The organism is Microbacterium sp. CSI-V, from assembly GCF_001984105.1.
In the GTDB taxonomy this organism is placed as follows: Bacteria; Actinomycetota; Actinomycetes; order Actinomycetales; family Microbacteriaceae; genus Microbacterium.
This window is the reverse complement of the sequence record NZ_MTQM01000008.1, coordinates 255,082-279,660: the sequence shown is the minus strand read 5'-3', so window position 1 is coordinate 279,660 and position 24,579 is coordinate 255,082. Positions and strand designations below refer to the sequence as shown.

The 24,579-nt window shown below is 70.4% G+C and carries 24 protein-coding genes; 15 read left to right on the top strand and 9 right to left on the bottom strand.

The features are described from left to right. Positions 1-23: 23 nt before the first annotated feature. Together purQ and purS are read right to left on the bottom strand one after the other, a co-directional pair. Positions 24-731, bottom strand: coding sequence for a phosphoribosylformylglycinamidine synthase subunit PurQ (gene purQ / locus CSIV_RS07950; RefSeq protein ID WP_077050868.1), 708 nt, complete (start codon positions 729-731; stop codon positions 24-26). After that, positions 728-976, bottom strand: a complete 249-nt coding sequence (gene purS / locus CSIV_RS07945; protein ID WP_022878640.1) for a phosphoribosylformylglycinamidine synthase subunit PurS — start codon at positions 974-976, stop codon at positions 728-730. The genes purQ and purS overlap by 4 nt, the downstream gene beginning before the upstream one ends. Positions 977-1,226: 250 nt before the next feature. Here purS and CSIV_RS07940 point away from each other — a divergent pair, with 250 nt between their 5' ends. The 6 genes from CSIV_RS07940 to CSIV_RS18345 all read left to right on the top strand — a co-directional run bounded on the left by CSIV_RS07940 (position 1,227) and on the right by CSIV_RS18345 (position 7,953). After that, positions 1,227-2,498, top strand: coding sequence for an ABC transporter substrate-binding protein (locus CSIV_RS07940; protein ID WP_077050867.1), 1,272 nt, complete (start codon positions 1,227-1,229; stop codon positions 2,496-2,498). A 151-nt stretch (positions 2,499-2,649) separates the two neighbouring features. Next, positions 2,650-3,702: a carbohydrate ABC transporter permease gene (locus CSIV_RS07935; RefSeq protein ID WP_077050866.1), complete on the top strand. Its 1,053-nt coding sequence runs from the start codon at positions 2,650-2,652 to the stop codon at positions 3,700-3,702. Beyond that, positions 3,699-4,601 carry a carbohydrate ABC transporter permease gene (locus CSIV_RS07930; RefSeq protein WP_077050865.1) on the top strand — a complete coding sequence of 301 codons (903 nt, stop codon included), beginning with the start codon at positions 3,699-3,701 and terminating at the stop codon, positions 4,599-4,601. The genes CSIV_RS07935 and CSIV_RS07930 overlap by 4 nt, the downstream gene beginning before the upstream one ends. A gap of 29 nt (positions 4,602-4,630) precedes the next feature. Then, entirely contained in the window at positions 4,631-6,103 is a 1,473-nt protein-coding gene (locus CSIV_RS07925) for a glycoside hydrolase family 1 protein (protein ID WP_077050864.1), read from the top strand. A 144-nt stretch (positions 6,104-6,247) separates the two neighbouring features. Continuing rightward, positions 6,248-7,261, top strand: a complete 1,014-nt coding sequence (locus CSIV_RS07920; RefSeq protein ID WP_077050863.1) for a LacI family DNA-binding transcriptional regulator — start codon at positions 6,248-6,250, stop codon at positions 7,259-7,261. Between the two features lie 104 nt (positions 7,262-7,365). Next, on the top strand, positions 7,366-7,953 hold the full coding sequence (locus CSIV_RS18345) for a hypothetical protein (protein WP_077050862.1): 588 nt from the start codon (positions 7,366-7,368) through the stop codon (positions 7,951-7,953). Between the two features lie 12 nt (positions 7,954-7,965). Here the strand turns inward: CSIV_RS18345 and nhaA are convergent, their stop codons facing one another. From nhaA to CSIV_RS07900, 3 genes are all read right to left on the bottom strand, one after another. Then, positions 7,966-9,297, bottom strand: a complete 1,332-nt coding sequence (nhaA, locus tag CSIV_RS07910; protein WP_077050861.1) for a Na+/H+ antiporter NhaA — start codon at positions 9,295-9,297, stop codon at positions 7,966-7,968. A gap of 426 nt (positions 9,298-9,723) precedes the next feature. Beyond that, the gene (locus CSIV_RS07905) at positions 9,724-11,061 is read right to left on the bottom strand and encodes a uracil-xanthine permease family protein (RefSeq protein ID WP_077050860.1); all 1,338 of its coding nucleotides are present in this window, start codon (positions 11,059-11,061) and stop codon (positions 9,724-9,726) included. Between the two features lie 142 nt (positions 11,062-11,203). Beyond that, entirely contained in the window at positions 11,204-12,133 is a 930-nt protein-coding gene (locus CSIV_RS07900) for a phosphoribosylaminoimidazolesuccinocarboxamide synthase (RefSeq protein WP_083735052.1), read from the bottom strand. A 120-nt stretch (positions 12,134-12,253) separates the two neighbouring features. Here CSIV_RS07900 and CSIV_RS07895 point away from each other — a divergent pair, with 120 nt between their 5' ends. From CSIV_RS07895 to CSIV_RS07885, 3 genes are all read left to right on the top strand, one after another. Continuing rightward, complete coding sequence (locus tag CSIV_RS07895; RefSeq protein WP_077050859.1) at positions 12,254-13,960, top strand: BCCT family transporter; 1,707 nt, start codon at positions 12,254-12,256, stop codon at positions 13,958-13,960. Between the two features lie 217 nt (positions 13,961-14,177). Continuing rightward, entirely contained in the window at positions 14,178-14,798 is a 621-nt protein-coding gene (locus tag CSIV_RS07890; protein WP_077050858.1) for a PadR family transcriptional regulator, read from the top strand. Next, positions 14,795-16,348 carry a DHA2 family efflux MFS transporter permease subunit gene (locus CSIV_RS07885; RefSeq protein ID WP_077050857.1) on the top strand — a complete coding sequence of 518 codons (1,554 nt, stop codon included), beginning with the start codon at positions 14,795-14,797 and terminating at the stop codon, positions 16,346-16,348. The genes CSIV_RS07890 and CSIV_RS07885 overlap by 4 nt, the downstream gene beginning before the upstream one ends. Positions 16,349-16,519: 171 nt before the next feature. On the opposite strand, the gene CSIV_RS07880 is transcribed toward CSIV_RS07885, so the two are convergent. Together CSIV_RS07880 and purD are read right to left on the bottom strand one after the other, a co-directional pair. Further along, positions 16,520-16,858, bottom strand: a complete 339-nt coding sequence (locus tag CSIV_RS07880; RefSeq protein WP_077050856.1) for a TfoX/Sxy family protein — start codon at positions 16,856-16,858, stop codon at positions 16,520-16,522. A gap of 72 nt (positions 16,859-16,930) precedes the next feature. Beyond that, the gene (gene purD, locus CSIV_RS07875) at positions 16,931-18,202 is read right to left on the bottom strand and encodes a phosphoribosylamine--glycine ligase (RefSeq protein WP_077050855.1); all 1,272 of its coding nucleotides are present in this window, start codon (positions 18,200-18,202) and stop codon (positions 16,931-16,933) included. A gap of 159 nt (positions 18,203-18,361) precedes the next feature. Here purD and CSIV_RS07870 point away from each other — a divergent pair, with 159 nt between their 5' ends. Next, positions 18,362-18,718 (top strand): sterol carrier family protein, encoded by a 357-nt coding sequence (locus CSIV_RS07870; RefSeq protein WP_077050854.1) that lies wholly within the window; start codon positions 18,362-18,364, stop codon positions 18,716-18,718. An 81-nt stretch (positions 18,719-18,799) separates the two neighbouring features. Then, on the top strand, positions 18,800-19,135 hold the full coding sequence (locus CSIV_RS07865; protein ID WP_077051360.1) for a potassium transporter Trk: 336 nt from the start codon (positions 18,800-18,802) through the stop codon (positions 19,133-19,135). Positions 19,136-19,144: 9 nt separating this feature from the next. Here the strand turns inward: CSIV_RS07865 and CSIV_RS07860 are convergent, their stop codons facing one another. Beyond that, positions 19,145-19,756, bottom strand: coding sequence for a zinc-binding alcohol dehydrogenase (locus CSIV_RS07860; RefSeq protein ID WP_077050853.1), 612 nt, complete (start codon positions 19,754-19,756; stop codon positions 19,145-19,147). A 127-nt stretch (positions 19,757-19,883) separates the two neighbouring features. Between CSIV_RS07860 and purM the strand changes: the two genes are divergently transcribed. From purM to CSIV_RS07845, 3 genes are read left to right on the top strand one after another with little or no spacing between them, the layout of a single operon-like run. Continuing rightward, positions 19,884-21,026 carry a phosphoribosylformylglycinamidine cyclo-ligase gene (gene purM, locus CSIV_RS07855; protein ID WP_077050852.1) on the top strand — a complete coding sequence of 381 codons (1,143 nt, stop codon included), beginning with the start codon at positions 19,884-19,886 and terminating at the stop codon, positions 21,024-21,026. 6 nt (positions 21,027-21,032) lie between these two features. Continuing rightward, on the top strand, positions 21,033-22,499 hold the full coding sequence (purF, locus tag CSIV_RS07850) for an amidophosphoribosyltransferase (RefSeq protein WP_077050851.1): 1,467 nt from the start codon (positions 21,033-21,035) through the stop codon (positions 22,497-22,499). Next, positions 22,496-23,722 (top strand): MFS transporter, encoded by a 1,227-nt coding sequence (locus tag CSIV_RS07845; RefSeq protein ID WP_077050850.1) that lies wholly within the window; start codon positions 22,496-22,498, stop codon positions 23,720-23,722. Before purF ends, CSIV_RS07845 begins: the two co-directional genes overlap by 4 nt. On the opposite strand, the gene CSIV_RS07840 is transcribed toward CSIV_RS07845, so the two are convergent. Next, positions 23,719-23,901, bottom strand: a complete 183-nt coding sequence (locus CSIV_RS07840; protein ID WP_077050849.1) for a DUF3073 domain-containing protein — start codon at positions 23,899-23,901, stop codon at positions 23,719-23,721. The two genes, CSIV_RS07845 and CSIV_RS07840, sit on opposite strands and share 4 nt — an antisense overlap. Positions 23,902-24,063: 162 nt before the next feature. Here CSIV_RS07840 and CSIV_RS07835 point away from each other — a divergent pair, with 162 nt between their 5' ends. Beyond that, the gene (locus CSIV_RS07835; RefSeq protein ID WP_077050848.1) at positions 24,064-24,579 is read left to right on the top strand and encodes a universal stress protein; all 516 of its coding nucleotides are present in this window, start codon (positions 24,064-24,066) and stop codon (positions 24,577-24,579) included.

Below are 24,579 nucleotides of genomic sequence, written 5' to 3'. Positions count from 1 at the left end.
ACGGCGGGTACCCGCGAGGGGTGTTACGCCGCCGCGGCGACGACGGCCGAGATGGCCGAGGTGAAGAAACCGAGCCCGTCGACGCCGGAGCGCATCGCGACGGAGGTGCCCGGGCCGAAGCCGGGCTCGACGGCGTGCTCCGGGTGCGGCATCAGGCCGACGACGTTGCCGCGCTCGTTCGTGAGGCCGGCGATGTCGTCGAGCGAACCGTTCGGGTTCACGCCCAGGTACCGGAACGCGACGAGGCCCTCGCCGTTGACGCGAGCCAGGGTCTCGGCATCCGCGATGTATCCGCCGTCGGCGTTCTTCAGCGGGATGACGATCTCGTCGCCCTCGTCGAATGCGCTGGTCCAGGCGGTGGAGGCGTTCTCGACGCGCAGGCGCTGGTCGCGGCGGATGAACTGCTGGTGCGCATTGCGGATCAGCCCACCGGGAAGCAGGTGCGCCTCGACGAGCATCTGGAAACCGTTGCAGATGCCGAGGATCGGCATGCCCTTGGCGGCGGCATCCTTCACCTCGGCCATGATCGGCGCGAACGCGGCGATCGCGCCGGCGCGGAGGTAGTCGCCGTAGCTGAAGCCGCCGGGCAGGACGAGCGCGTCGACGCTCCGGAGGTCGTGCTCGCCGTGCCACAGCGCGACCGGCTCGGCCCCCGCGAGGCGGATGGCCCGCTGCGCGTCGCGATCGTCGAGGGAGCCGGGGAAGGTGATGACCCCGATGCGCGTCGTCACTCGACGACCTCGATGTTCACCACGTCCTCGATCACGGCGTTCGAGAGCATCTCGTCGGCGAGCTCGCGGGCGCGGGCCAGCGTGGCCTCGTCGACCTCGCCCTCGACGGTCAGCTCGAAGCGCTTGCCGATCCGCACGTCGGAGAAGCGGTTCTCGCCCAGTCGCGACAGGGCGCCGGCGACGGCCTTCCCCTGCGGGTCGAGAAGCTCGGCCTTGGGCATGACGTCGACGACGATGGTGGGCATTCCAGCTCCAGGTGTCGGAAGGGCAGTGGATGCCATTCTACGGGGCCGTCCCATGCCGCCGCCGACACCGGCTTGCGCCGTCGAGACAAGGGATTGCGTCCTGCGGCGGAGTGTGGGAGCGCTCCCTTGACACTTTGGGAGCGATCCCATAACGTCATGCGGGATCGGTGAGAGCGCTCCCACGGTTCAGAGGTCGAGGGGGCGCCGCGCACAGGAGCACACCGCATCACCCACCACGAAGGAGTGTTCTGTGAAATCACGTGCCCTGCGTCGTGCCGCCCTCGTCGCGGCCGTCGCCTCCACCTCCGCCCTCGTGCTCGCCGGTTGCTCCGGTGGCGGGGGCACCGCATCGGCCGACGGCGAGGTCACCCTCACCGTCGCCACGTTCAACGACTTCGGGTACACCGACGCGCTCCTGCAGGAGTACATGGACGCGCACCCGAACGTGAAGATCGTCCACAACAAGGCCGCGACCAGCAACGAGGCCCGCGAGAACTACTTCCAGAAGCTCGGCAAGACCGGCCTCGCCGACATCGAGGCGATCGAGGTCGACTGGCTGCCTGAGGTCATGCAGTACGCCGACCTCCTCGCCCCGGTCCCCGACGACCTGAAGAGCCGCTGGCTCGACTACAAGGTGACGGCCGCGACGAGCCCCGAAGGCAATCTCATCGGCTACGGCACCGACATCGGACCCGAAGGCGTCTGCTACCGCTCCGATCTGTTCGCCGCGGCGGGTCTGCCCACCGATCGCGCCGAGGTCGCCAAGCTCCTCGAGGGCGACTGGTCCACCTATTTCGCCCTGGGTGACAAGTACGTCGCCGCGACCGGGAAGGCGTTCTTCGACTCCGCCGGCGGCACCTACCAGGGCGCCATCAACCAGGTCGAGGCCGCGTACGAGAACCCCGACAGCGGCGAGATCACCGCGACCCAGAACCCCGAGGTCAAGAAGATCTACGACGAGGTCCTCGCGGCCAGCGCCACGCAGTCGGCGCACCTCGGCCAGTGGTCCGACGACTGGTTCGCGGGTCTGTCCAACGGCGCGTTCGCGACGATGCTCTGCCCCGGCTGGATGCTCGGCGTCATCTCGGGCAACGCCCCCGACGTCACGGGCTGGGACATCGCCAACGTCTTCCCCGGTGGCGCCGGCAACTGGGGCGGCTCGTACCTGACCGTCCCCGCCAACGGCAAGAACGTCGAGGCCGCGCAGGAGCTGGCCGACTGGCTGACGAACCCCGAGACGCAGGTCAAGGCGTTCGAGAGCGCCGGGACGTTCCCCAGCCAGACGGACGCGCTGAAGGCCGATTCGCTGTTGAGCAACACCAACGAGTACTTCAACAACGCACCCGTCGGGGAGATCCTCTCCGAGCGTGCGCAGGCCGTGAAGGTCTCGCCCTACAAGGGGAAGTTCTACTTCCAGATCAACGACGCCATGCAGAAGGCGCTGACCCGTGTCGAGGACGGCACGCAGAGCGCGACCGACTCCTGGAAGCAGTGGGCGGCAGAGGTCGACGCCCTGTCCTGACCCCCGCGAACGGATGCCAGGGGCCGCGGCTTCGCGCCCCTGGCATCCGTCGCCCATCCCCTTCTCGCGCGAGGGGTCAAGAATTGTCGCTTCGGCTCCGTCGCAGGCGACAGATTCTGACCCCTCACGCGTCAGAAACGGAGCACACACCGTGACCAGCACACTCGAACGACCCACGGGGGCCGCGGCGCCGAGGGCGCGCGAGCCCCGGCGGGTGGGCTTCAGCAAGCGCCGCAGCGCGTGGGACCTGAAGCTCTCGCCCTACCTCTACATCTCGCCGTTCTTCGTCCTGTTCGCGGTCACCGGGCTCTTCCCGATCGCGTACACCGCCGTGATCTCGTTCATGGATTGGGACCTGGTGCGCAACTCGGGCCAGTTCATCGGGTTCGACCAGTACGCGTGGGTGCTCAGCCAGCCGAAGTTCTGGATCGCGCTGCGCAACACGTTCAGCATCTTCCTGCTCTCGAGCGTGCCGCAGCTGATCCTGGCGATCTTCATCGCCGCGATGCTCGACCAGAACATCCGCGCCAAGACCTTCTGGCGCATGAGCGTCCTCATCCCCTACGTCATGGCCCCCGTGGCCGTGGCCCTGATCTTCAGCAACATGTTCGGCGACCAGTACGGCGTCGTGAACACCACGCTGCAGAACCTCGGCCTGCCCGCGGTGCCGTGGCACTCGGATGCCTTCGCCAGCCACATCGCGATCGCGACGATGGTGAACTTCCGCTGGACCGGGTACAACACCCTGATCCTTCTGGCCGCGATGCAGGCCGTGCCCCGCGAGTACTACGAGGCCGCGACCGTCGACGGCGCCGGCAAGGTCCGGCAGTTCTTCTCGATCACGATGCCGAGCCTGAAGCCGACGCTGATCTTCGTCATCATCACCTCGACCATCGGCGGCCTGCAGATCTTCGACGAGCCGCGCATGTACGACCAGTACGGCACCGGCGGCGCCGACAACCAGTGGCTGACCGTGACGCTGTGGCTCTACAACGTCGGGTGGGGGGAGTGGAACTTCGGACGCGCGGCGGCGCTCGCGTGGATCCTGTTCCTCATCATCCTCGCCATCGGCGTCGTCAATCTGTTCATCACGCGCTCGCTCGTGCGCGACGAGGGCCGACGCGACACGCGGTCCCGCCGCGAGCTGCGCGCCCAGGCGCGCGCGGCGAAGAAGCAGCTCCAGCGAGAGGAGGCGGCCCGATGACCGCCGTCAACGCCGTCCCGGTCGCCGTCGTCGACCCCGACCTGCCCGCGAAGCCGCGCCGTCCCCGCGCGGTGCGCGGCTCGCGCCCGGGCTGGTTCGTGTACACCGCCCTCGGCGCGGTGCTGCTCGCGAGCGTGTTCCCCTTCTACTGGTCGCTGCTGATCGGGTCGGGCGATTCGTCGACCATCCGCGACGCGAACCGGTCGTGGATCCCCGGGGGCAACTTCTTCGCCAATGCCGCGTCCGTCATGGGCGACCCGGCGGTCAACTTCTGGCCGGCGCTGGTGAACTCCATCGTCAGCTCGGGTCTGATCGCGGCATCCGTCGTCTTCTTCTCCACCCTCGCGGGGTGGGCGTTCGCGAAGCTGAAGTTCCGCGGAGGACCGTGGCTGCTCGTCTTCGTCGTGGCGACGATGGCCGTGCCGACGCAGCTCGGCGTCGTGCCGCTGTACATCCTGTTCAGCGAGCTCGGGTGGACCGGGCAGCTCGGCGCGATCATCATTCCGGCGCTGACCAGCGCGTTCGGCGTGTTCTGGATGACGCAGTACCTGCGCCAGGCGGTGCCGGACGAGCTGATCGAGGCGGCGCGCGTCGATGGTGCCAGCTCGTTCCGCACGTTCCTCACGGTGGGGGTGCCCGCGGCGCGGCCCGCCGCGGCGATGCTCGCGCTGTTCACATTCGTGAGCGCGTGGAACAACTTCTTCTGGCCGTTCATCGTGCTCGACCGCCAGAACCCGACGCTGCCGGTGGCGTTGTCGCTCCTGCAGTCCAACTACTTCGTCGACTACTCCATCGTGCTCGCGGGCGTGCTGCTGTCGACGATCCCGCTGCTGCTGCTGTTCGTCTTCGCGGGCAAGCAGCTGGTCAGTGGCATCATGCAAGGGGCGGTCAAGGGATGACGCTTGCGCCCACGGAAGGAACCCGATCCATGTCCCACACTCGAGCCTTTCCCGAGGGCTTCCTCTTCGGTGCGGCGACCGCCGCGTACCAGATCGAGGGGGCCGCGTTCGAGGACGGGCGCACGGCCTCGATCTGGGACGCCTTCAGCCGGGTTCCCGACGCGGTGATCAACGCCGACAACGGCGATGTCGCGTGCGACCACTACCACCGCTACGCCGGCGACGTGCAGGTCATGAAGAGCCTCGGCCTGCAGACCTACCGCTTCTCGACCTCGTGGTCGCGCGTGCGTCCCGACGGTGGCGCGCTCAACGCGAAGGGCGTCGACTTCTACAAGCGTCTCGTCGACGAGCTCCTGGATGCCGGCATCCTCCCGTGGCTGACCCTGTACCACTGGGATCTTCCCCAGGCCCTGCAGGAACGCGGCGGCTGGACCGTCCGCGAGACGAGCGACCTCTTCACCGAGTACGCGCTCGACATGCACGACGCCCTGGGCGACCGCGTGAACGTGTGGACGACGCTCAACGAGCCGTGGTGCTCGTCGTTCCTCAGCTACACCGCCGGCGCCCACGCGCCCGGACACTACTCGCAGGCCGAGGGCATGCTCGCCGCGCACCACCTGCTCCTGGGGCACGGTCAGACCGTGCGCGAGCTCCGGGCCCGCGACGCCTCGCTCAACCTCGGGCTCACGCTGAACCTGACCGTGGCGGATGCCGTCGACCCCACGGACCCCGCCGACCTCGACGCCGCGCGCCGCATCGACGGCCAGTTCAACCGCTGGTTCCTCGACCCGGTGTTCCGCGGCAGCTACCCGGCCGACATCATCCAGGACTTCCGGAACGTGGATGCCGCCGCGGTGCGGCAGTGGCAGGAGGCCGTGCGCCCGGGCGACCTCGACGTCATCTCGACCCCGATCGACACCCTCGGCGTGAACTACTACCACGGCGAGTACGTCGGTGGCAGGCCGCCGCTGGTCAACCCGCCGGCGGGCGACGCCCCCACGGTGCGCCCGATCGCGTCGCCGTTCCCCGCGCACGAGAACCTGTACTGGCACGAGCGGGGCCTTCCCCGCACCACGATGGGCTGGGAGGTGCAGCCCGAGGCCCTCACCGGCCTGCTCGAGCGCGTGAGCGCCGAGTACTCTGCCGAGGCCGGTGTCGCGCTCTACATCACCGAGAACGGTGCCGCCTACGACGACGTGCCCGTGACCGAGGACGGCGAGACGCGCGTCCACGACTCCGAGCGCGTGGAGTTCGTGGAGGCGCATCTCGCCGCCGTCCTGGATGCCGTCGACAAGGGCATCGACGTCCGCGGCTACTTCTACTGGTCGCTGCTCGACAACTTCGAGTGGGCCTGGGGCTACGAGAAGCGTTTCGGTATCGTGCACGTCGACTACGCGACGCAGGAGCGCTCCGTGAAGGACTCCGGCCTGGCGTACGCGCGGGTGATCGCGGAGAGGGCGCTGGTGGCGCCGGCTTCGGCCGACGCGCTGCCTGCCGCCTGACGTACTTCACCCTCATCGTCGACCTGCTCGGCGCGTCATTCGGTCGCGCCGAGCGGGTTGTGCGACAGCGCGAAGGAGTACGCTCGCAACGTCGCCGGGAGTGATCCGGCTCACCGTCGCGTCGCTGATCCCGGGAGGAGCCCGATGTCACTGACCCCCGTGCGCGGTGCCGCCACCATCGAAGAAGTCGCCGCTCGAGCGGGTGTCTCCCGCTCCACCGTGTCCCGGGTCGTCAACGGCTCGACCGCCGTCTCTCCGTCGGCGCTCGAAGCGGTCCGCCGGGCGATAGAAGAGCTCCAGTACGTCCCCAACCGCGCGGCCCGTTCGCTCGCCAGCCGGCAGACGCGCGCGATCGCCCTGGTCATCCCCGAAGACACCGACCGCTTCTTCGGCGACCCGTTCTTCGGATCGATCGTCGCCGGGATCTCGCAGGTCATCGGCGAGTCCGACTACGTGATGAACATGCTCATCGCCACCGACGACGCCAGCGCCAAAGCCCTCGGCTACCTCCGCGGGGGCAGCGTCGACGGTGCCATCGTCGCCTCCCACCACACCAGCGACACGTTCGTCGACCGCCTGGCCGACACCGTGCCCGTGGTCTTCGGCGGGCGCCCCGCGCGCGTGCGTCCCGCCGACCACTACGTCGACGTCGACAACGTCCGGGGCGGGCGGGATGCCACCCGCTACCTGATCGACCGCGGCCACCGCCGAATCGCGACCGTCGCCGGACCCGCCGACATGCCCGCCGGCATCGACCGTCTGCAGGGCTTCCGCGACGTGCTCGCCGAGGCGGGACTGGAGCCCGTCGCGGTGGAGGACGGCGACTTCACCGAGGCCGGGGGCGCCGACGCGATGCGGAGGATCCTGGCATCCGGCGATCTTCCCGAGGCGCTGTTCGTCGCGAGCGATCTCATGGCCCGCGGCGCGTACACCGCTCTGCGCGAGCAGGGGCACGAGCCGGGTCGCGACATCGCGATCATCGGCTTCGACGACTCTGCGGTCGCGACCTCGCTCGTTCCCGCCCTCACGACCGTGCGGCAACCCTCGCGCGACCAGGGGCGACAGATGGCGACGATGCTGCTCGACGTGCTCGCCGGCCGGGCGACGGCGAACACCGCGATCCTGCCGACGGAGATCATCGAGCGCGGATCCGCCTGACCCCGTCGGGTGACGGGTCGGGCGGACGTCGGCGCCAGCCGATACTGTGAGCGCTATCGAGCGCGCGGATACCCGAGTCCGCGCCGGTGTCGAGAGGATCGACGATGCGTCGATGGAGAAGCGTCGCCGCGGTCGCCGCGCTGGTGGCGATCGCGAGCCTGGCCGGATGCGTACCCGAACAGGCGACGCCCGTCGCGTCCGAGACCGCGACGCCGACGGTGACGGTCGCGACGCCGAGTCCGACGCCGACACCCACCGCTTCCGAGACGCCTCCGAGCGCGGCGGCCAACATCCCGGCATCCTGCGACGACCTCGGCACCGCAAGCAGCCGGGCCGAAACCGTCGGCAACCTCACCGCGCAGCACGCCGACGGGTTCGTCCGCCCCTCGCCCCCCAACGCCACCACGAAGCTGTCGTGCAACTGGATCCAGGAAGAAGCCGCGGCGGTCCTGATCATCGTCAGCACCGCGAGCGACGCCGACGTCTCGACCGGCCTCCAGCAGCTGGCATCCGAGGGGTACCAGTGCCAGGCGGCACAGGACTTCGGGGCGCAGTACTGCATGCGCCCCGGCGACGCGGCCACGAGCGAAGACGTCGTCGTCGCGCGTGACGACGTCTGGATCTACCTCGAGACCGTGAACGTCAACGCGCGGGCCTGGTTGTCGGACATCGCCGCGCAGATCTACGGCTGACCCGCTCCGGGATCAGCTGTCGCGGGGGAGCGGCTGCTGGTACACATCGGGGACGTCGTCGCCGTCGGCATCCACGTCCTCCATCGCCGCGAGCTGCTTGTAGCGGCGGTTGCGGGTGAGCAGCACGCTGGCCGCCAGCACGGATGCCAGCAGCGACGCGACCATGATCGCGATCTTCGCGTCGTCGGTGTGCGGTGAACCCGCGGGGAAACTGAGCTCGGCGATCAGAAGCGACACGGTGAAGCCGATCCCCGCGAGGAGGCCCACTCCCGCGAGGTCGATCCACTTGAGCGCCGGGTCGAGGCGCACCTTCGTCACGAGCGTGAGCAGACGGACCCCGAGCAGGATGCCGATGGGCTTTCCGAGCACGAGACCCGCGACGACGCCGATGGTGACGGGGTCCTGGATGGCGCGGAGCAGGCCCTCGCCGCCGCCGATCGCGACGCCGGCCGCGAAGAACGCGAAGATCGGCACGGCGATGCCCGCGGACAGGGGGCGGAAGCGGTGCTCGAACTGCTCGGCGAGATCCATGCCGCGGATCTCGGGCTTCCGCTTCGACGCGGCCACCGGGATCGTGAACGCCAGCGCGACGCCCGCGATCGTCGCGTGGACGCCCGACGCGTGCAGGAACGCCCACGCCGCGAAACCGATCGGCAGCAGCACGACCCACGCCGCCCACGCGTTGCGGGCGAACCAGGCGCGGCCGAGGTGCGCGATCGTGCCGTAGACCACGACCAGAACCGCGAAGACGGCGAGGGGGATGAGCGAGATGTCGCTCGTGTAGAACAGCGCGATGATCGCGATCGCGATGAGGTCGTCGACCACCGCGAGGGTGAGAAGGAAGATGCGGAGCGGCCCGGGCAGATGCGAACCGACGAGCGCGAGCACGGCGACGGCGAACGCGATGTCGGTCGCGGCGGGGATCGCCCAGCCGGCGAGCAGGCTCGGCTGCGACGCGACGACGGCGACGTAGATGAGCGCGGGAACCGCGACACCGGCCGCGGCCGCGGTGATCGGCACGATCGCGGTGCTGAAGCGCCGGAGGCTTCCCACCACGATCTCGCGCTTGAGCTCCAGCCCGACCATGAAGAAGAAGATCGCCAGCAGCCCGTCGGCCGCCCACGCGCCGACGCTCAGCTCGAGGTGCCACGGCTCGTACCCGAAGCGCAGGTCGCGAAGCGCGAAGTACGCGTCCGCGGCGGGGGAGTTGGCCCAGATGATCGCCGCGATCGCAGCGATGACGAGCAGCATCCCCCCGACCGACTCGCGGCGCAGCACGGTCGTGACGCGGTGGACTTCGCGGTAGCCCGGCCAGCTCGGCGCGCGCGTGTGGGTCTCGGTCATGGCATCCCTTCCAGGGGTCGATCGACTCATTCGTCGACCAGACTTCCCGACACGCCTCATCCAGTTTACCGGGACGGCCTGGGTGATCGGTGCGGGGCGGCGGTGCCGCGGTGGCCCATTTCACGTGATCCGGCCGAGCGCACGGCTCCTGGCCGCGTCACGTCGTGTACGGTCGCCCAGTTCACGTGAAACGGCTCCCGGTGGCGCAGGCCCTGGGCCGCGCGCCCCGGTCCGCGCGCCGTCGCTCCCCGGCGCCGCGCGCCGCCGCGCCGGGCTGTGCCGAGCGCATACGATCCGGCCGAGCGCACACGATCCGGCCGAGCGCACATGCCCGGGCCGTCCAGAGCGTGTGCGCTCGACCCGAACGTGTGCTTTCGGCGGCAGCGCGCGGACGCGCGGACGCGCCGGATGCCGGATGCTCGCGCGTCAGGACGGGTCGCCGCCCAGCGGGCCGACCGCGGGGATCGGACCGCCGTCGTCGGCGCCCGTCTTGCGGGCCCGGGCGATCGCGTTGCCGAGGTGGTAGATCACCAGGGCCGCGACGGCGCCGAGCACGATCGCGCCGAGCTGGAAGTCGCCCCACTGCATCGTGAACCCGGCGATCGCGAGCACCAGCGCGACGGCGCCGGTGTACTGGTTCACGGGGCGCGAGAAGTCGACGCGGTTGTCGACCCAGATCTTGATGCCGATGATCCCGATGAGGCCGTACAGCGCGGTCGTGACACCGCCGAGCACTCCCGGCGGGATGGTGTTGAACACCGCTCCGACCTTCGGTGACAGGCTGAGCACGATGGCCGTGAGACCGGCGACCCAGTACACCGCCGTCGAGTACACGCGGGTGGCGGCCATGACGCCGATGTTCTCGCCGTACGTCGTGGTGCCCGACCCGCCGAATGTTCCGGCCAGCGTGGTGGCGACGCCGTCGGCGATCAGCGCACGTCCGGTGGAGCGGTTGGCCGTGGCATCCGTCATCGCGGCGACACCCCGCACGTGACCGACGTTCTCGGCCACCAGCACCAGCACGACGGGGAGGAACATCGCGATGACCGACCAGGTCTGCGGCGTCGTGAAATCGGCGAGGTGGAACTCCGGCAGGCCGATCCACGGCGCGGCCTCGACGGGCGCGAAGTCGATGAGCGTCTCACCCGTCCCGAGTTGGATCAGCACCGTCGCGACATAGCCGACGATGACGCCGAGGAAGATCGAGATGCGGCCGAGGAACCCGCGGAACAGGACGCTGAACAGGATCACCGCGACGAGCGTGATCGTGCCGGGGAGCGGCTGCAGCTGGAAGTTCGACCACGCGACGGGGGCGAGGTTGAAGCCGATGAGGGCGACGATGGCCCCCGCGACGACCGGCGGCATGACCTTGTCGACCCACCCGAGGCCGGCGAACTGCACGACGACCCCGATGAGCGCGAGCAGGATGCCGACCGCGACGATGCCCGCGAGAGCCGACCCCGTTCCGCCGATCGTGGTGGCGGCGGTCACCGGCGCGATGAACGCGAACGACGAACCGAGGTAGCTGGGGAGCCGGTTTCGGGTGACGAGCAGGAACAGCAGCGTCCCGAGACCCGAGAACAGCAGCGTCGTCGACACCGGGAAGCCGGTGAGCACGGGGACGAGGAACGTCGCCCCGAACATCGCGATCACGTGCTGGAGCCCGATCGCGACCGTGGCGCCCCAGTTCAGGCGTTCACCCGGTGCGACGACCGCTCCGGCCTCGACGGTGCGCCCGTTGCCGTGCAGCTTCCACTGGAACATGGTTCTCCTCGCGATGGGGGTGGGGGATGGATGCCGAGCGCACACGTTCCGGCCGAATGCACATGCTCCGTGCGTCCGCAGCGTACGCGCTGGGCCCGAACGTGTGTTCTCGACGTCGTGCGACGCCGCGCCGGCGGCGGCGTCAGGACGTCAGCTGCTCGAGCAGCTCGGCGTAGCGGGCGCGGGTGCGCGTCACGATGTCGTCGGGCAGCGCGGGCGGCTCGCCCTGCTTGTCCCAGTTCGCGGCGAGCCAGTCGCGGACGATCTGCTTGTCGAAGCTCGCCATGCGCTCGGTGGGGGTCGTGCCGGTGCGCCAAGCCTCGGCATCCCAGTACCGGGACGAGTCCGAGGTCAGCACCTCGTCGGCGAGCGTCAGCACCCCGGCGTCGTCGTATCCGAACTCGAACTTCGTGTCGGCGAGGATCAGCCCCCGCTCCTCGGCGATCGCGGCGGCGCGGCGGTAGATCTCGAGCGAAAGGTCGCGCAGCGCGGCGGCGGTGTCGTCGCCGACGAGCTCGACGGAGCGCTCGTACGTGATGTTCTCGTCGTGCTCGCCCATCGGCGCCTTGTACGCGGGCGTGTACAGCGGTTCGGGGAGACGGTCGCCGTCCGTGAGCCCCTCGGGCAACGGGATGCCGCACACCGTGCGCGACGCCTGGTACTCGGCCCACCCCGACCCGGTCAGGTAGCCGCGCACGACGCACTCGATCGGCTGCATGTCGAGCGAGCGGACGAGCATGGCGCGTCCGCGCACGGCATCCGGGATCAGCTCGACGGCCTCATCGCCCTCGAGCGCGTGGTCGGCGGCGAGATGATTCGGGATGCCACGTCCCCCGTCGGAGCCCGCGAGACGGTCGAACCACCACAGGCTCAGCGTCGTCAGCAGCACGCCCTTGTCGGGGATGCCGGGGCTCAGCACGTGGTCGAAGGCGCTCACCCGGTCGCTCGCCACGACGAGGAGGTGCGCGGGCGAGGCTCCCTCGGCGGTGTCGGCGGGGACGTACAGGTCGCGGACCTTGCCCGAGTAGACGTGGCGCCAGCCGTCGAGGGCGAGGGGGGAAGCGGGGATCACCCGCTCATTATCGCGGGTCGGCTCGACCGACGACGGCCCCGAGGCCGCGGATTTTGTCACATCGTGCCCGCGCGCGCCCGCCCCCCCTGCGCCGCGGGGACACCTCGCTACCGTTGAAGGATGACCGAGGCGACCCCCGACACCGCGGCATCCATCGATCCCTCCGACGGAAGCTCCCACCGCCACACCCTGCGCGGCTGGGTGTTCTGGCCCGCCGCCGCCATCGCACTGGTGTTCATCGCTTTCTCGCTGATCTTCCCGGCCTCCGCCGAGGCGGCCTTCAGCGCACTGCAGACGGCGATCGTCTCGGCATTCAACTGGTACTACATGCTCATCGCGGCGTTCTTCGTCGTGTTCGCGCTCGTCGTCGGCTTCAGCCGGTTCGGCCGCATCAAGCTCGGTCGGGACGACGACGAGCCCGAATTCTCGACGATGTCGTGGTTCTCGTTGCTGTTCGCCGCGGGCATGGGCATCGGTCTGGTGTTCTACGGCGTGAGCGAGCCGCTCAGCCACTTCGTCTCGCCCCGCCCCGGCGTCGAGGGGACGCCCACGCAGCTCGCGCAACAGGCGATGTCGCAGACGTTCCTCCACTGGGGGGTGCACGCATGGTCGATCTACGTCGTGCTCGGCCTCGCGCTGGCCTACGCCTTCCACCGTCGCCAGCGCCCCCGCACGATCCGGTGGGCGCTCGAACCGATCCTCGGCGCCCGGCTCGTGCAGGGCGGGTGGGGCAACGCCATCGACGTCGCCGCCCTCGTGGGGACGCTGTTCGGTGTCGCGACGTCGCTCGGCCTCGGGGTCATCCAGATCAGCGCCGGCCTCGAGTTCTTGAACGTCGTGCCGACGTCGATCGTCAGCCAGGCGATCCTCATCGGCATCATCACCGGATTCGTCCTGTTCTCGGTGCTGTCGGGCGTGGGCCGCGGCATGAAGTGGCTGTCGAACATCAACCTCGTGCTGGCCGGGGTGCTGATGCTGTTCCTGCTCTTCGTCGGGCCCACCGAATTCCTCCTGCGCGATGTCGTGCAGTCGCTGGGCAACTACATCCAGAACTTCATCGGACTGTCGTTCACGGTGAGCGCCTATTCCGGCGACGCGGGCGTGGCGTGGCAGGGCGCGTGGACGGCCTTCTACTGGGGCTGGTGGATCTCGTGGGCGCCCTTCGTCGGCATCTTCATCGCGCGTATCTCGCGCGGCCGGACGGTGCGCGAGTTCGTCACCGGGGTGATCCTCGTGCCCACGCTCGTCGGCATCCTGTGGTTCACCGTCCTCGGTGGCTCGGCGATCTACGCGCAACTCACCGATTCGGCGTCGTTCGTCGGGCCGGACGGCACGGTCGACGTGTCCACCGCGCTGTTCCAGTTGCTCGAGACGGTCCCCGGGTCGGTGTTCCTCGTCGTCGGGTTCCTGCTCCTCATCGGGATCTTCTTCATCACCTCCGCCGACTCCGGCGCCCTCGTGATGAGCATGATCGCCACGGGCGGCGAGGAGGAGCCCCCGCGCTGGACGCGCGTGTTCTTCGCGCTCGCGACCTCCGTGATCGCCTTCGCCCTGCTCCTCGCGGGCGGGCTCACGGCCCTGCAGGCGGCGGCAATCAGCATCGCCCTGCCCTTCAGTGTCGTCCTCCTGGCGATCTGCTGGGCCACCGTGGTCGCCTTCCGGCGCGAGCTCAAGGCGTACGACAAGGCCGACCGCGCTCGGCTGCGCGAGCAGATCGGCGAGCACTACGGCCTCGAGGTCGAAGAGGCCAACCAACGCGGCATCTTCGGCCTCCCCGCTCGCTGGCGGCGTCACCGCGCCGCGGAGCACGACACCCCCGTCGGCTGACGCCCCCGTGCGCTGACGCCGGTCTCGGGTGACGCCCGGCGCCGTGGCATCCAGCGTTCCGCCCCCCGCTCCCCCTTGAGTGTCCAAGACACGCGGACGACCCGCGAGCGCATCCGTGTGTCCTGGACACCGAACGTTCATCCGTCGCGCGCGCCCCCGCCGGCCATCCGTGCGATATAGTCCACATGGACTAGTCGACACGGACCATGGAGAGTGGATGCCAGAGACCACGCGCCTCACACCGCTCGCGGTGATGTTGCTCGCGACGCTGCGCGAGGGCGACATGCACCCGTACGAGCTGCTGCGCCTCCTGCGTGACCGCCGCGACGACCGGCTCGTCCCCCTCCAGAAGGGCACGATCTACCACACGATCGCGCGCCTCGAACGGGAGGGGCTGATCGCCGAGGTGGGCGTCGACCGCGACGGCAACCGCCCCGAGCGCACCACCTATCGGCTGCTCGACGCCGGACGCGACGCCGTCGACTCGTGGGTGCGCGCGGAACTCCCGCAGATCGATCGGCCCGGCGACTTCCGCGTCGCGCTCGCCGAAGCCCACAACCTCGATCGCGACGATGTCGTCGCGCTCCTCGACCGGCGGCGGGAGCTCCTCGTCGCCTCGCGCGAAGTGCACCGCGACGGGCTCTCCCGTGCGCGCGAGCGCGCGGTGCCGCATCAATTCATGGTCGAGGTCGAACGGCAGGCCGTCCTCCTCGACGCCGAACTCGCCTGGCAGGACTCCCTGCGCCACGGCCTGGTCACCGGCACCCTGCCCTGGGGTGTCGACGGCATTCCCTCTCACCACCAACGACTCCACGTCTCGAAGGAGACCCTCGCATGACCGACTCCCGCGCCGCCTCCGCGGCATCCCCTCGAACCGGGACGCACGGCACACCCGCGCGCAGCCCGTGGCCGGCCCTCTGGGCGCTGGTCATCGGGTTCTTCATGATCCTGGTCGACACCACGATCGTCTCGGTCGCGAATCCCGCGATTAAGGCGGCCCTCGACCCGAACACCAACAACCTCGACAACGTCGTGTGGGTCACGAGCGCCTACCTGCTCACCTACGCGGTGCCCCTGCTGATCACCGGTCGTCTCGGCGACCGCTTCGGACCGAAGAACGTCTACCTCACGGGCCTTGCGATCTTCACCCTCGCCTCGCTCGCGTGCGGTCTGGCCCCGACGCTCGAGGTGCTCATCATCGCCCGCGCGGTGCAGGGTCTGGGCGCCGCGCTCATGACCCCGCAGACGATGGCCGTCATCACGCGCACCTTCCCGCCGCAGAACCGCGGTGCGGCGATGGGCCTGTGGGGCGCCACGGCCGGCGTCGCCACCCTCGTCGGCCCGCTCGCCGGCGGACTGCTCGTCGACGGACTCGGGTGGGAATGGATCTTCTTCATCAACATCCCCGTCGGCGTGATCGGCTTCATCGCCGCGCTGATCCTCGTTCCTCAGCTCCCGCGCACCGCCCACAAGTTCGACATCCTCGGTGTCGTCCTCAGCGCCATCGGTCTGTTCCTCATCGTGTTCGGCCTGCAGGAGGGGGAGCACTTCAGCTGGGCGCCCTGGATCTGGGCCATGGTCGCCGGCGGTGTCGTCGTCATGGCCCTGTTCGTGTGGACGCAGGCCCGGAGCACGACCGAGCCGCTCGTGCCGCTCGACCTGTTCCGCGATCGCAACTTCTCGATCGCGAACATCGCGATCGCGGCCGTCGGCTTCACCGTCACGAGCATGGCGCTGCCTCAGATGTTCTATCTGCAGCTCGCCCGCGGTCTCACGCCCACGGAGTCGGCGCTGCTGCTCATCCCGCTCGCGATCCTGTCGGGCGTGCTCGCTCCCTTCGCCGGCAAGCTGCTCGACCGCACCGACCCGCGCTTCCTCCTCGTGCCGGGCCTCCTCCTGGTCGGCGGATCCCTGGGCCTGTACACCGCGCTCATCCTGAACAACGCCCCGATCTGGGCGTTCCTCATCCCCTCCGCTCTCATGGGCGTCGGCAACGCCGGCATGTGGGGTCCGCTCGCCACGACCGCGACGCGGAACCTCCCCCCTCGGCAGGCGGGTGCCGGCGCGGGCATCTACAACACCACCCGCACCGTCGGGTCGGTGATCGGATCGGCATCGATCGCGGCCTTCATGCAGGCCCGCCTCGAAGCGAACCTGCCCGGGGCAGCGGATGCCGGTGCGAGCTTCGGTTCCGGGACGCTGCCGCCGCAGGTCGTCGACGGCTTCTCGCAGGCGATGGGCCAGTCGCTGCTGCTGCCGATCATCGTCATCGCGGTGGGCCTGGTCGCCGTGCTGTTCATGCAGCGTCCGTCGGTGATCCGTCCGCACGGCGCCCCGCGCGACGCGGCCCCCGCCGCCCAGGCAGCGCCGGCCACCGCCGGCGAGTAGCCGCGTCGTTGGTCCGGGAGCCCCGGATCGCCGAGACTGCACGCGCCTGACATCTCCCTTGCAGATCGCAGTGGAGATGTCAGGCAGCTGCAGTCTCGGCGATGTCGCGCGAGGAGGTGGCAGCCCCCGCGCGCCGGGCCGGCCGCCGCGGCGGCAGCGGAGGCGACGGACTCAGGGCGTGATCTCGTCGACGAAACGGTGCGCCTCGTCGATCAGGGCGGCCCAGGTCTCGCCGGCGTCGGGTGAGACCTCGGCCCATTCCCGGAGCGGGCGCCCCCGCATGATCATCGGGGCAGCGACGCCGTCGGCGGTGAGCTCGCCGATGCGCTGCTCCGGCAGCTTCACGACGAGAGACCCCTCGTGCGCGACGAAGGCGAACACCTTGCCGCGCACGCGAACGCCCTCCGTGCCGAACATCCGTCCCCTGTCGACGTCGGGCAGCGCGCACAGATCCTGCACGACGGGGTCGAAGATCGCGCGCCCGCGCGCCATGGCATCCCGGTCCACCATGCGCACACGGTAGCCCGAACCGGATGCCAGGGCGAGGGGCCGCAGCCTCAGGACGACGCCGGTCCGCCCGGGTCAGTCCTCGACGACGCGGGCGGCGATGTCGGTGCGGTACTGGCCGCCCTCGAGTCCGATCAGGCCCAGCGCCTCGTAGGCGGCGGAGCGGGCCTCGCGGAACGTCGTGCCGAGCGCCACGACGTTGAGCACGCGACCCCCGGTGGCGTGCAGACGGCCGTCGCGCAGCGCGGTCGCGGCGTGGGCGACGTGCACCCCGTCGACCTCGTCCGCCTCGTCGAGCCCGGTGAGCGGGCGACCCGTGATCGGGGCCTCGGGATAGCCCTCGCTCGCCAGCACGACCGTCACCGCGGTCGCGTCTGCGAACGCCGGGCGAGGCTGATCCTCGAGGGTGCCCGAGGCCGCGGCCATGAGCAGGGTCGACAGCGGGTCGACGAGGCGCGGCAGCACGACCTGCGTCTCGGGGTCGCCGAAGCGCGCGTTGAACTCGATGACCTTCACGCCCGACTCCGTGAGGATCAGCCCGGCGTACAGCAGTCCGATGAACGGGGTGCCCTCGGCATCCATCTGCCGGATCACCGGCTCGGCCACCTCGCGCGTGATCTGATCGACGAACTGCTCCTCGCCGCCGAAGCGCTCGAGCAGCCACGGCAGCGGCGAGTACGCGCCCATGCCGCCGGTGTTCGGGCCCTCATCGCCGTCGCGGAGGCGCTTGAAGTCCTGCGCGGGGCTGAGCGGCAGTACGCGGTCGCCGTCGCTGAGGAAGAAGAGCGACACCTCGGGGCCGGCGAGGAACTCCTCGATGAGCACCGGGCCGGTCGGCAGATACGCCTCGGCGTGGGCCAGGGCTGCGGCGCGGTCGGACGTCACGATGACGCCCTTGCCCGCGGCGAGCCCGTCGGCCTTCACCACGTGCGGAGCGCCGAGCTCGTCGAGCGCTGCCTCGACGCCGGCGAGATCGTGCGCGCGCACGGCGCGGCCGGTCGGCACGCCCGCGGCATCCATGATCCGCTTCGCGTACGTCTTCGAGCCCTCGAGCTGCGCGGCGGCCCTGCCCGGGCCGAACACCGGGATGCCGCGCTCGCGGAGCGCATCGGCGACACCGGCGACGAGAGGCGCCTCGGGACCGATCACGACGAGGTCGATGGCCTCGGTGTTCGCGAACCCGGTGACGGCGGCCGGGTCGTTCGCGTCGAGCTCGACGACGTGGGCGTCGCGGGCGATGCCGGCGTTGCCGGGGGCGGCGTAGATCGCGTGCGAGACCTCTTCGGAGCGCAGGGCGAGGATGATGGCGTGCTCGCGCGCGCCCGAACCGAGGACCAGGATTCTCACGCCGTCAGCCTACCGAGCGCCCCGGACACCGCCCGCCGCGCACCCGGCCCCTCTCGTTCGGTGTCCAAGACACGCGGACGCCGCGCCGCCTCATCCGCGTGTCTTGGACACTGAACCGACGCCCGCCCCGTCGCAACGCTCACGAGTACCGTGGATGCCATGCCTCCCCGCCGCATCGAGACCGGAGACGGCCGCGCGGCGCTCGCCGCGGTGGCCGCGGGCGACACGCCCCGGACGGCGACCGCCACCGCCGTCCGATACCTGCTGCAACTGCTCGTGGAGAAGGCGCCGGGCAACTCGGTCGAGATGCGCGTCCCGCCGTTCGGCGCCGTCCAGGTGATCGAAGGACCCCGGCACACGCGCGGCACCCCGCCCAACGTCGTCGAGACCGACGCCGCCACCTGGATCGCCGTCGCCACGGGCGCGGAGGACTGGGCGGATGCCGCGGCCTCGGGGCGGATCGTCGCCTCCGGCGTCCGCGCCGACCTCAGCGCGCTGCTGCCGCTGCGGCCGTGACCGTCGCGGACGCTGCGCCCATGATCTCGTCGTCGCGGAATCGACGACCCGCCGATGCTGCCGCGGTGGGACAATGTGAGCATGGCTGAGCAGCCCGCCCCCGAACGCAAGCCCCTCGTGCACGAGGAGATCGTCACGCTGCGCGTGCGGCGCGCCCCGAAGTACGGCGTGTTCTTGGCCGCCGGTGCGGTGCTCGGCATCCTGGCCGCCCTCATCCTCACCTTCGCGATCGACGGCACCGACCTGAGCCCGTACACGAACGTCGTCTATTCGCAGCTGCAGGTCTTCGGGTTCACCGCCCTCATCTGCGTCGTCATCGGCGCGACGCTCGGGGCGATCGCGGCGCTCATCTTCGAGCGCGTCGTGGGTCGGAAGGTCCGCGACGTCGCCGTCGACCACGAGCGCTACCGCTACTGATCCCGGGGATCACGCCAGCTCGGCGATGATCGGGTGGATCGCGGCGTCGAAGGCGACGACGTCGCTGCGCAGTCCGTCGGTCACCGCGACGGTGAGCGAGCCGATCCACCACACCCCCCGCTGGGCCAGCGGAAGCACCTGGACGTTCAATTCGAACGAGTGCGCGCGGCGACCCACCCGGCGCTCGTGCACCGCGATCGCGCTGGCGTAGGCGCGATACGAGACGCCCGGGCGCGCGGCGCCCTCGGCTCCGTACCGGGCGTGGGCGGATCGGGCGAACTCCAGAGCGCCGGCCGCGTGCGGTGCGATCGCCTCACGCAACGCCTCGGCTCGACCGACCGGCAGCGCCAACAGGTCGTCGAAGCCCTCGACCAGTTCGAGCGGGACGGGCGAGGGGTGCGCCAGCGGCTCGACGCTCATCGCCCAGAACTCCCGCCATTCCCGTTCGAGGAGCGCCTGATCGTCGTCGGGGCGGGCGACGCCGTCGTACCCCGGGACCCTCCGCAGCGCCGGGAGCTCCTCGGGGGAGCGGATGCCGCAGGCCTGCCGGAGGTAGAGCGCGATGAGCACGGGAATCGCCGCGTCCTCGCGGATCACCCACTCCGGCTGGCCGCCCGTCATGGCGCCATTGTAGGGATCGAGGCGGTCGCCGGGGGCGGGCCTTGCATCCACGTCGAGCGCGGGGGCCCCTGGCGCCGGCGCAGACGGGCGCGGGGAGCGTGTCGGATCCTGCGGGTAGTCTGGTGCGGTGGCCTCTGCTCCCCACGAAAACCCCTATTCCGCTGCCGGCGTCGACACCGCCGCGGGTGACCTCGCCGTCGAACTGATGAAGTCGGCCGTCAAACGCACCCACGGCCCCGAGGTCCTCGGGGGAGTGGGCGGCTTCGCGGGCCTCTTCGACGCCTCCGCCCTGCGCGACTACGCGCGTCCGCTCCTCGCGACCAGCACCGACGGCGTCGGCACGAAGGTCGCGATCGCGCAGGCGATCGACAAGCACGACACGATCGGCGAAGACCTCGTCGGCATGGTCGTCGACGACATCGTCGTGGTCGGTGCGCGGCCGCTCTTCATGACCGACTACATCGCGTGCGGCAAGGTCGTCCCCACGCGCATCGCCGACATCGTCGCCGGGATCGCGCGCGGCTGCGCGCTCACCGGCACGGCCCTGGTCGGCGGAGAGACGGCTGAGCACCCCGGCCTGCTCGGCATCGACGACTACGACGTCGCGGGCGCCGCGACCGGTGCAGTCGAGGCCGACCGCGTGCTCGGGGCCGACCGTGTCCGCGGCGGCGACGTCGTGCTCGCCCTCGCCTCCAGCGGTCTGCACTCCAACGGGTACTCCCTCGTGCGGCACATCGTCGCCGGCCGTGGCATCGCGTACGGCGCGGCCTCCGCCGAGCTCGGCGGCACCTGGGGAGAAGCGCTGCTCGAGCCCACGCGCCTGTACACCTCGCCGCTGCTGCGCCTGATCGACGATGCGGCCGTGGGGGCCGGCATCCATTCGCTCAGCCACGTGACCGGCGGCGGCATCGCCGCGAACCTCGCCCGGGTGCTGCCGCAGAACACGTGGGTCGACGTCGACCGCTCGACGTGGAGCCCCTCGCCGGTGTTCCGCGTCCTGGCCGACATGGGCGGCCTCGACCTGACCGCGACCGAGGGGACGTGGAACCTCGGGATCGGCTTCCTGGCCGTCGTCGCGCCCGAGGTCGCGGATGCCGCGACCGCGGCGCTCCGGGCCGACGGCATCGACACCTGGCAGGTCGGTGTGGTGCGCGACGACGCGCGCCCCGACGGAGAGTTCGAACAGGGCGCGAAGGGCGTCGACGGAGGCGCGGTGCGCCTGGTCGGCTCGTACGCGGATGCCGGGTTCCCGGCGAACGGAGCGAAGTAACCCCCCATGTGCGGCATCGTCGGCATGGCCGGGCAGGGCCCGGTCAACCAGGAGATCTACGACGCGCTCCTTCTCCTCCAGCACCGCGGGCAGGACTCCACGGGCATGGCCACCGCCGAGTCCAGCGGCGTGTTCCACATCCACAAGGCCCGCGGGCAGGTGCGCGAGGCGTTCCGCACGCGCGACATGCGTGCGCTGCTGGGCGACATCGGTCTCGGCCACGTCCGGTACGCCACGAAGGGCACGGCCTCCAACGAAGAAGAGGCGCAGCCCTTCTACGTCAACGCCCCGTACGGCATCGTGCTGGTGCACAACGGCAACCTGACCAACACGCGCGAGCTCACGCGCGAGCTGTTCAGCAAGGACCGCCGGCACCTCAACACCAGCAGCGACACCGAGCTGCTGGTGAACATCCTCGGCTCCGAGCTGCAGTCCGAGATCTCCGGCCCCGACCTCGACCCGGCGCAGGTGTTCCGCGCGGTCGCGCGGGTGCATGAACGCGTCGAGGGCTCGTACGCGACGATCGCACTGATCGCCGGCTACGGCCTCCTCGCGTTCCGCGACCCTTTCGGCATCCGTCCCCTCATCCTCGGCAAGCGCCCGGCGAACGGGCGCGACGGCCGTGAGGAATGGGTCGTCGCCTCCGAGTCGCTCGTGCTCGAGAACGCCGGTTTCGAGGTCGTCCGCGATGTCGAGCCCGGCGAGGCCGTGTTCATCACCCTCGACGGCACGCTCCACGCGCAGCAGTGCGCCCAGAACCCGACGCTGGCGCCGTGCTCGTTCGAGTACGTGTACCTCGCCCGTCCCGACTCCGTGATGAACGGCATCTCGGTGTACGAGGCGCGCCTGCGCATGGGCGAGCGCCTCGCCGACACGATCGCGAAGTACACCCCGCACGGCTCGATCGACGTCGTCATGCCGATCCCCGACTCCTCGCGCCCCGCCGCGATGCAGGTCGCCCGCAAGCTCGGCATCGAGTACCGCGAGGGCTTCTACAAGAACCGCTACGTCGGCCGGACGTTCATCATGCCCGGCCAGGCGATCCGCAAGAAGAGCGTGCGTCAGAAGCTCAACGCGATGTCGACGGAGTTCCAGGGCAAGAACGTCCTGCTCATCGACGACTCGATCGTGCGGGGGACGACCAGCCGCGAGATCATCCAGATGGCTCGGGATGCCGGTGCCAAGAGCGTGACGTTCGCGTCGGCGGCCCCGCCGGTGCGCTACCCGCACGTGTACGGCATCAACATGCCGTCGCGCCAGGAGCTCGTCGCCCACGGCCGCACGATCCCGCAGATCGCCGAGGAGCTCGGCTGCGACTACCTCGTGTACCAGGAGGTCGAGGACCTCAAGGCCGCGATCATGGAGGGCACCGACCTCGTCGACCTCGACATGAGCTGCTTCGACGGCCGGTACGTCACCGGCACCGTGTCGGAGGAGTACCTCGCCTGGGTCGAGGGCAGCCAGGAGTCTTGACGCCCCGCCGCGCGGGGACGGTCGTGTGGGCGGCTGCGGCCATCGTGCTGCTCGCGTTGACGTTGCGCATCGCCGTGGCGTCCCTGTCGCCGCTGCTGACCGTCATCTCGCGTGACTTCCCTCTGCCGGCGGCGGTCGTGGGGCTCATCGGCATGGCGCCGCCCGTGGCCTTCGCGCTCTCGGCGGTCGTGACACCTGTCATCGAGCGTCGGGTCGGGCTGGAGCGCCTCGTGCTCATCGCCGCGGTGGCTGCGGCTGCGGCGCTGGGCCTCCGGGCGGTGGCGGTGGATGCCTGGACCCTCCTCGCCGCGACGGCGGGGGTGTTCGCGGCGGTCGGCGTCGCCAACGTGCTGATCCCGGCGGTGGTGAAGAAGTACTTCCCCGAGCGCGTCGGGCTGATGACCACGGTCTACACGACGACGATGGCGGTCGCGACCTTCACCCCGCCGCTGGTCGCGGTGCCGCTCGCCGGAGCGATCGGGTGGCGCGGATCGTTCGCGGTGTGGGCCTTCGTCGCGGTCGTCGCGGTCGTGCCCTGGGTGGTGACGAGCTTCCGGGCCCGGGCCGGACGCGGGGATGCCGTGGAGGAACCGCGCGCGTCAGTGCTCTCCCGCGTGGTGCGCGTGCCGCAGGCGTGGGCGCTCGTGATCACCTTCGCCGTCAACTCGTCGGTCGCGTACGGCATGTTCGCGTGGCTGCCGACGATCCTCATCGACACCGCCGGTGTCGACGCCGCCACCGCGGGGAGTCTGCTCGCGCTATTCTCGTTCATGGGGCTGCCGGTGTCGCTGGTGGTGCCGCTTCTCGTGGCACGCCTGCGGCGGACCACACCGTTCTACGTCTTCGCGGTCGCCAGCGGCCTCGCCGGGGTCGCCGGGCTGCTCTTCGCGCCGGGCGCCGCCACCGTGCTGTGGGTCGTCCTCATCGGACTCCCCCCGCTGATGTTCCCGATGGTGCTGGTGCTGTTCGGGTTGCGCACGCGGTCGCACGAGACGGCGGTCGCGCTGAGCGGGTTCGTGCAGAGCCTGGGCTACGCCCTGGCCGCGCTCGTTCCGCTCGCGATCGGAGTCACCCACGAACTGACCGGCGGATGGACCGCCGGACTGCTCGTCGTGGGCGGTGTCATCGTGCTCGTCGTCCCCGCGGCCGTTGTCGTGGCGCGCTCGGAATCGATCGAGGAGGCGTGGGAACGCCGCCACGGTCGAGCGTGGGACGAGGGCTAGGCCTTCTCGTCTTCGTACTCGTCCGCGTACTGGTCGGCCCACTTGTCGACGTACGCGTCCTCACCCGGTTCGGGTGCACCCAGTTCGCGCTCGAGAGCGGAGTAGTTCACCGAGTAGGTGTCGTACTTCAGCTCACGGGCGATCTTGGTGTTCTTCGCCTTCTGACGGCCACGCCCCATGCGAGACCCCCTCACGATCGACGTCGAGGGCCATGCTGTGGGCCCTGCGTATTGCGGTTCCGGACCGAGCCGGTAAGAGTAACAGCCAGGATATCACGGTGCTTTCCGCCCCCGCCTGCTGTGGGCCGACGGGAGCGGTGCCGCACGTTCAGAGGAGTCACCATGGCAGACGACAACCCCGCCCCGAAGCGCCCCGGTGTCGTGATCGCGGGCGTCGTTCCCGGCCAGTCGCCGCGGGTCCTGAGGGCCGCCGCGCGGCAGGCCGCGCTCGCGGGAACGGACCTGATCGTGGCGCACGTCGACACGACCCGTTTCGTCGCCTTCGAGGACCCTGACGGTTACGTGAGCCCCTCGACGGTCGACGTCGCGGGAGCGGCGGCCAAGGCGGCCCTCTCCGAGGTGCAGGCCGCGGCGGACGCCGCGCTGGCCGACGCGCAGGTGACGTGGTCGGTGCGGCAGGCGATCGGCGACCCCGCGCTCGCGCTGATCCACCTCGCGGACGAGCTGGACGCGTCGCTCCTCGTCGTCGGCACCCGCAAACGCGGGCTGGGGGAGTCGCTGCGCGAGTTCCTCACCGGGTCTGTCGCCGCGCGACTCACCCACCGGCAGCGTCGACCGGTGCTGGTCGTCCCGCTGGGTGAGCCGCTCGCACCCGACGAGGAACTCGTCTGGGAGTGA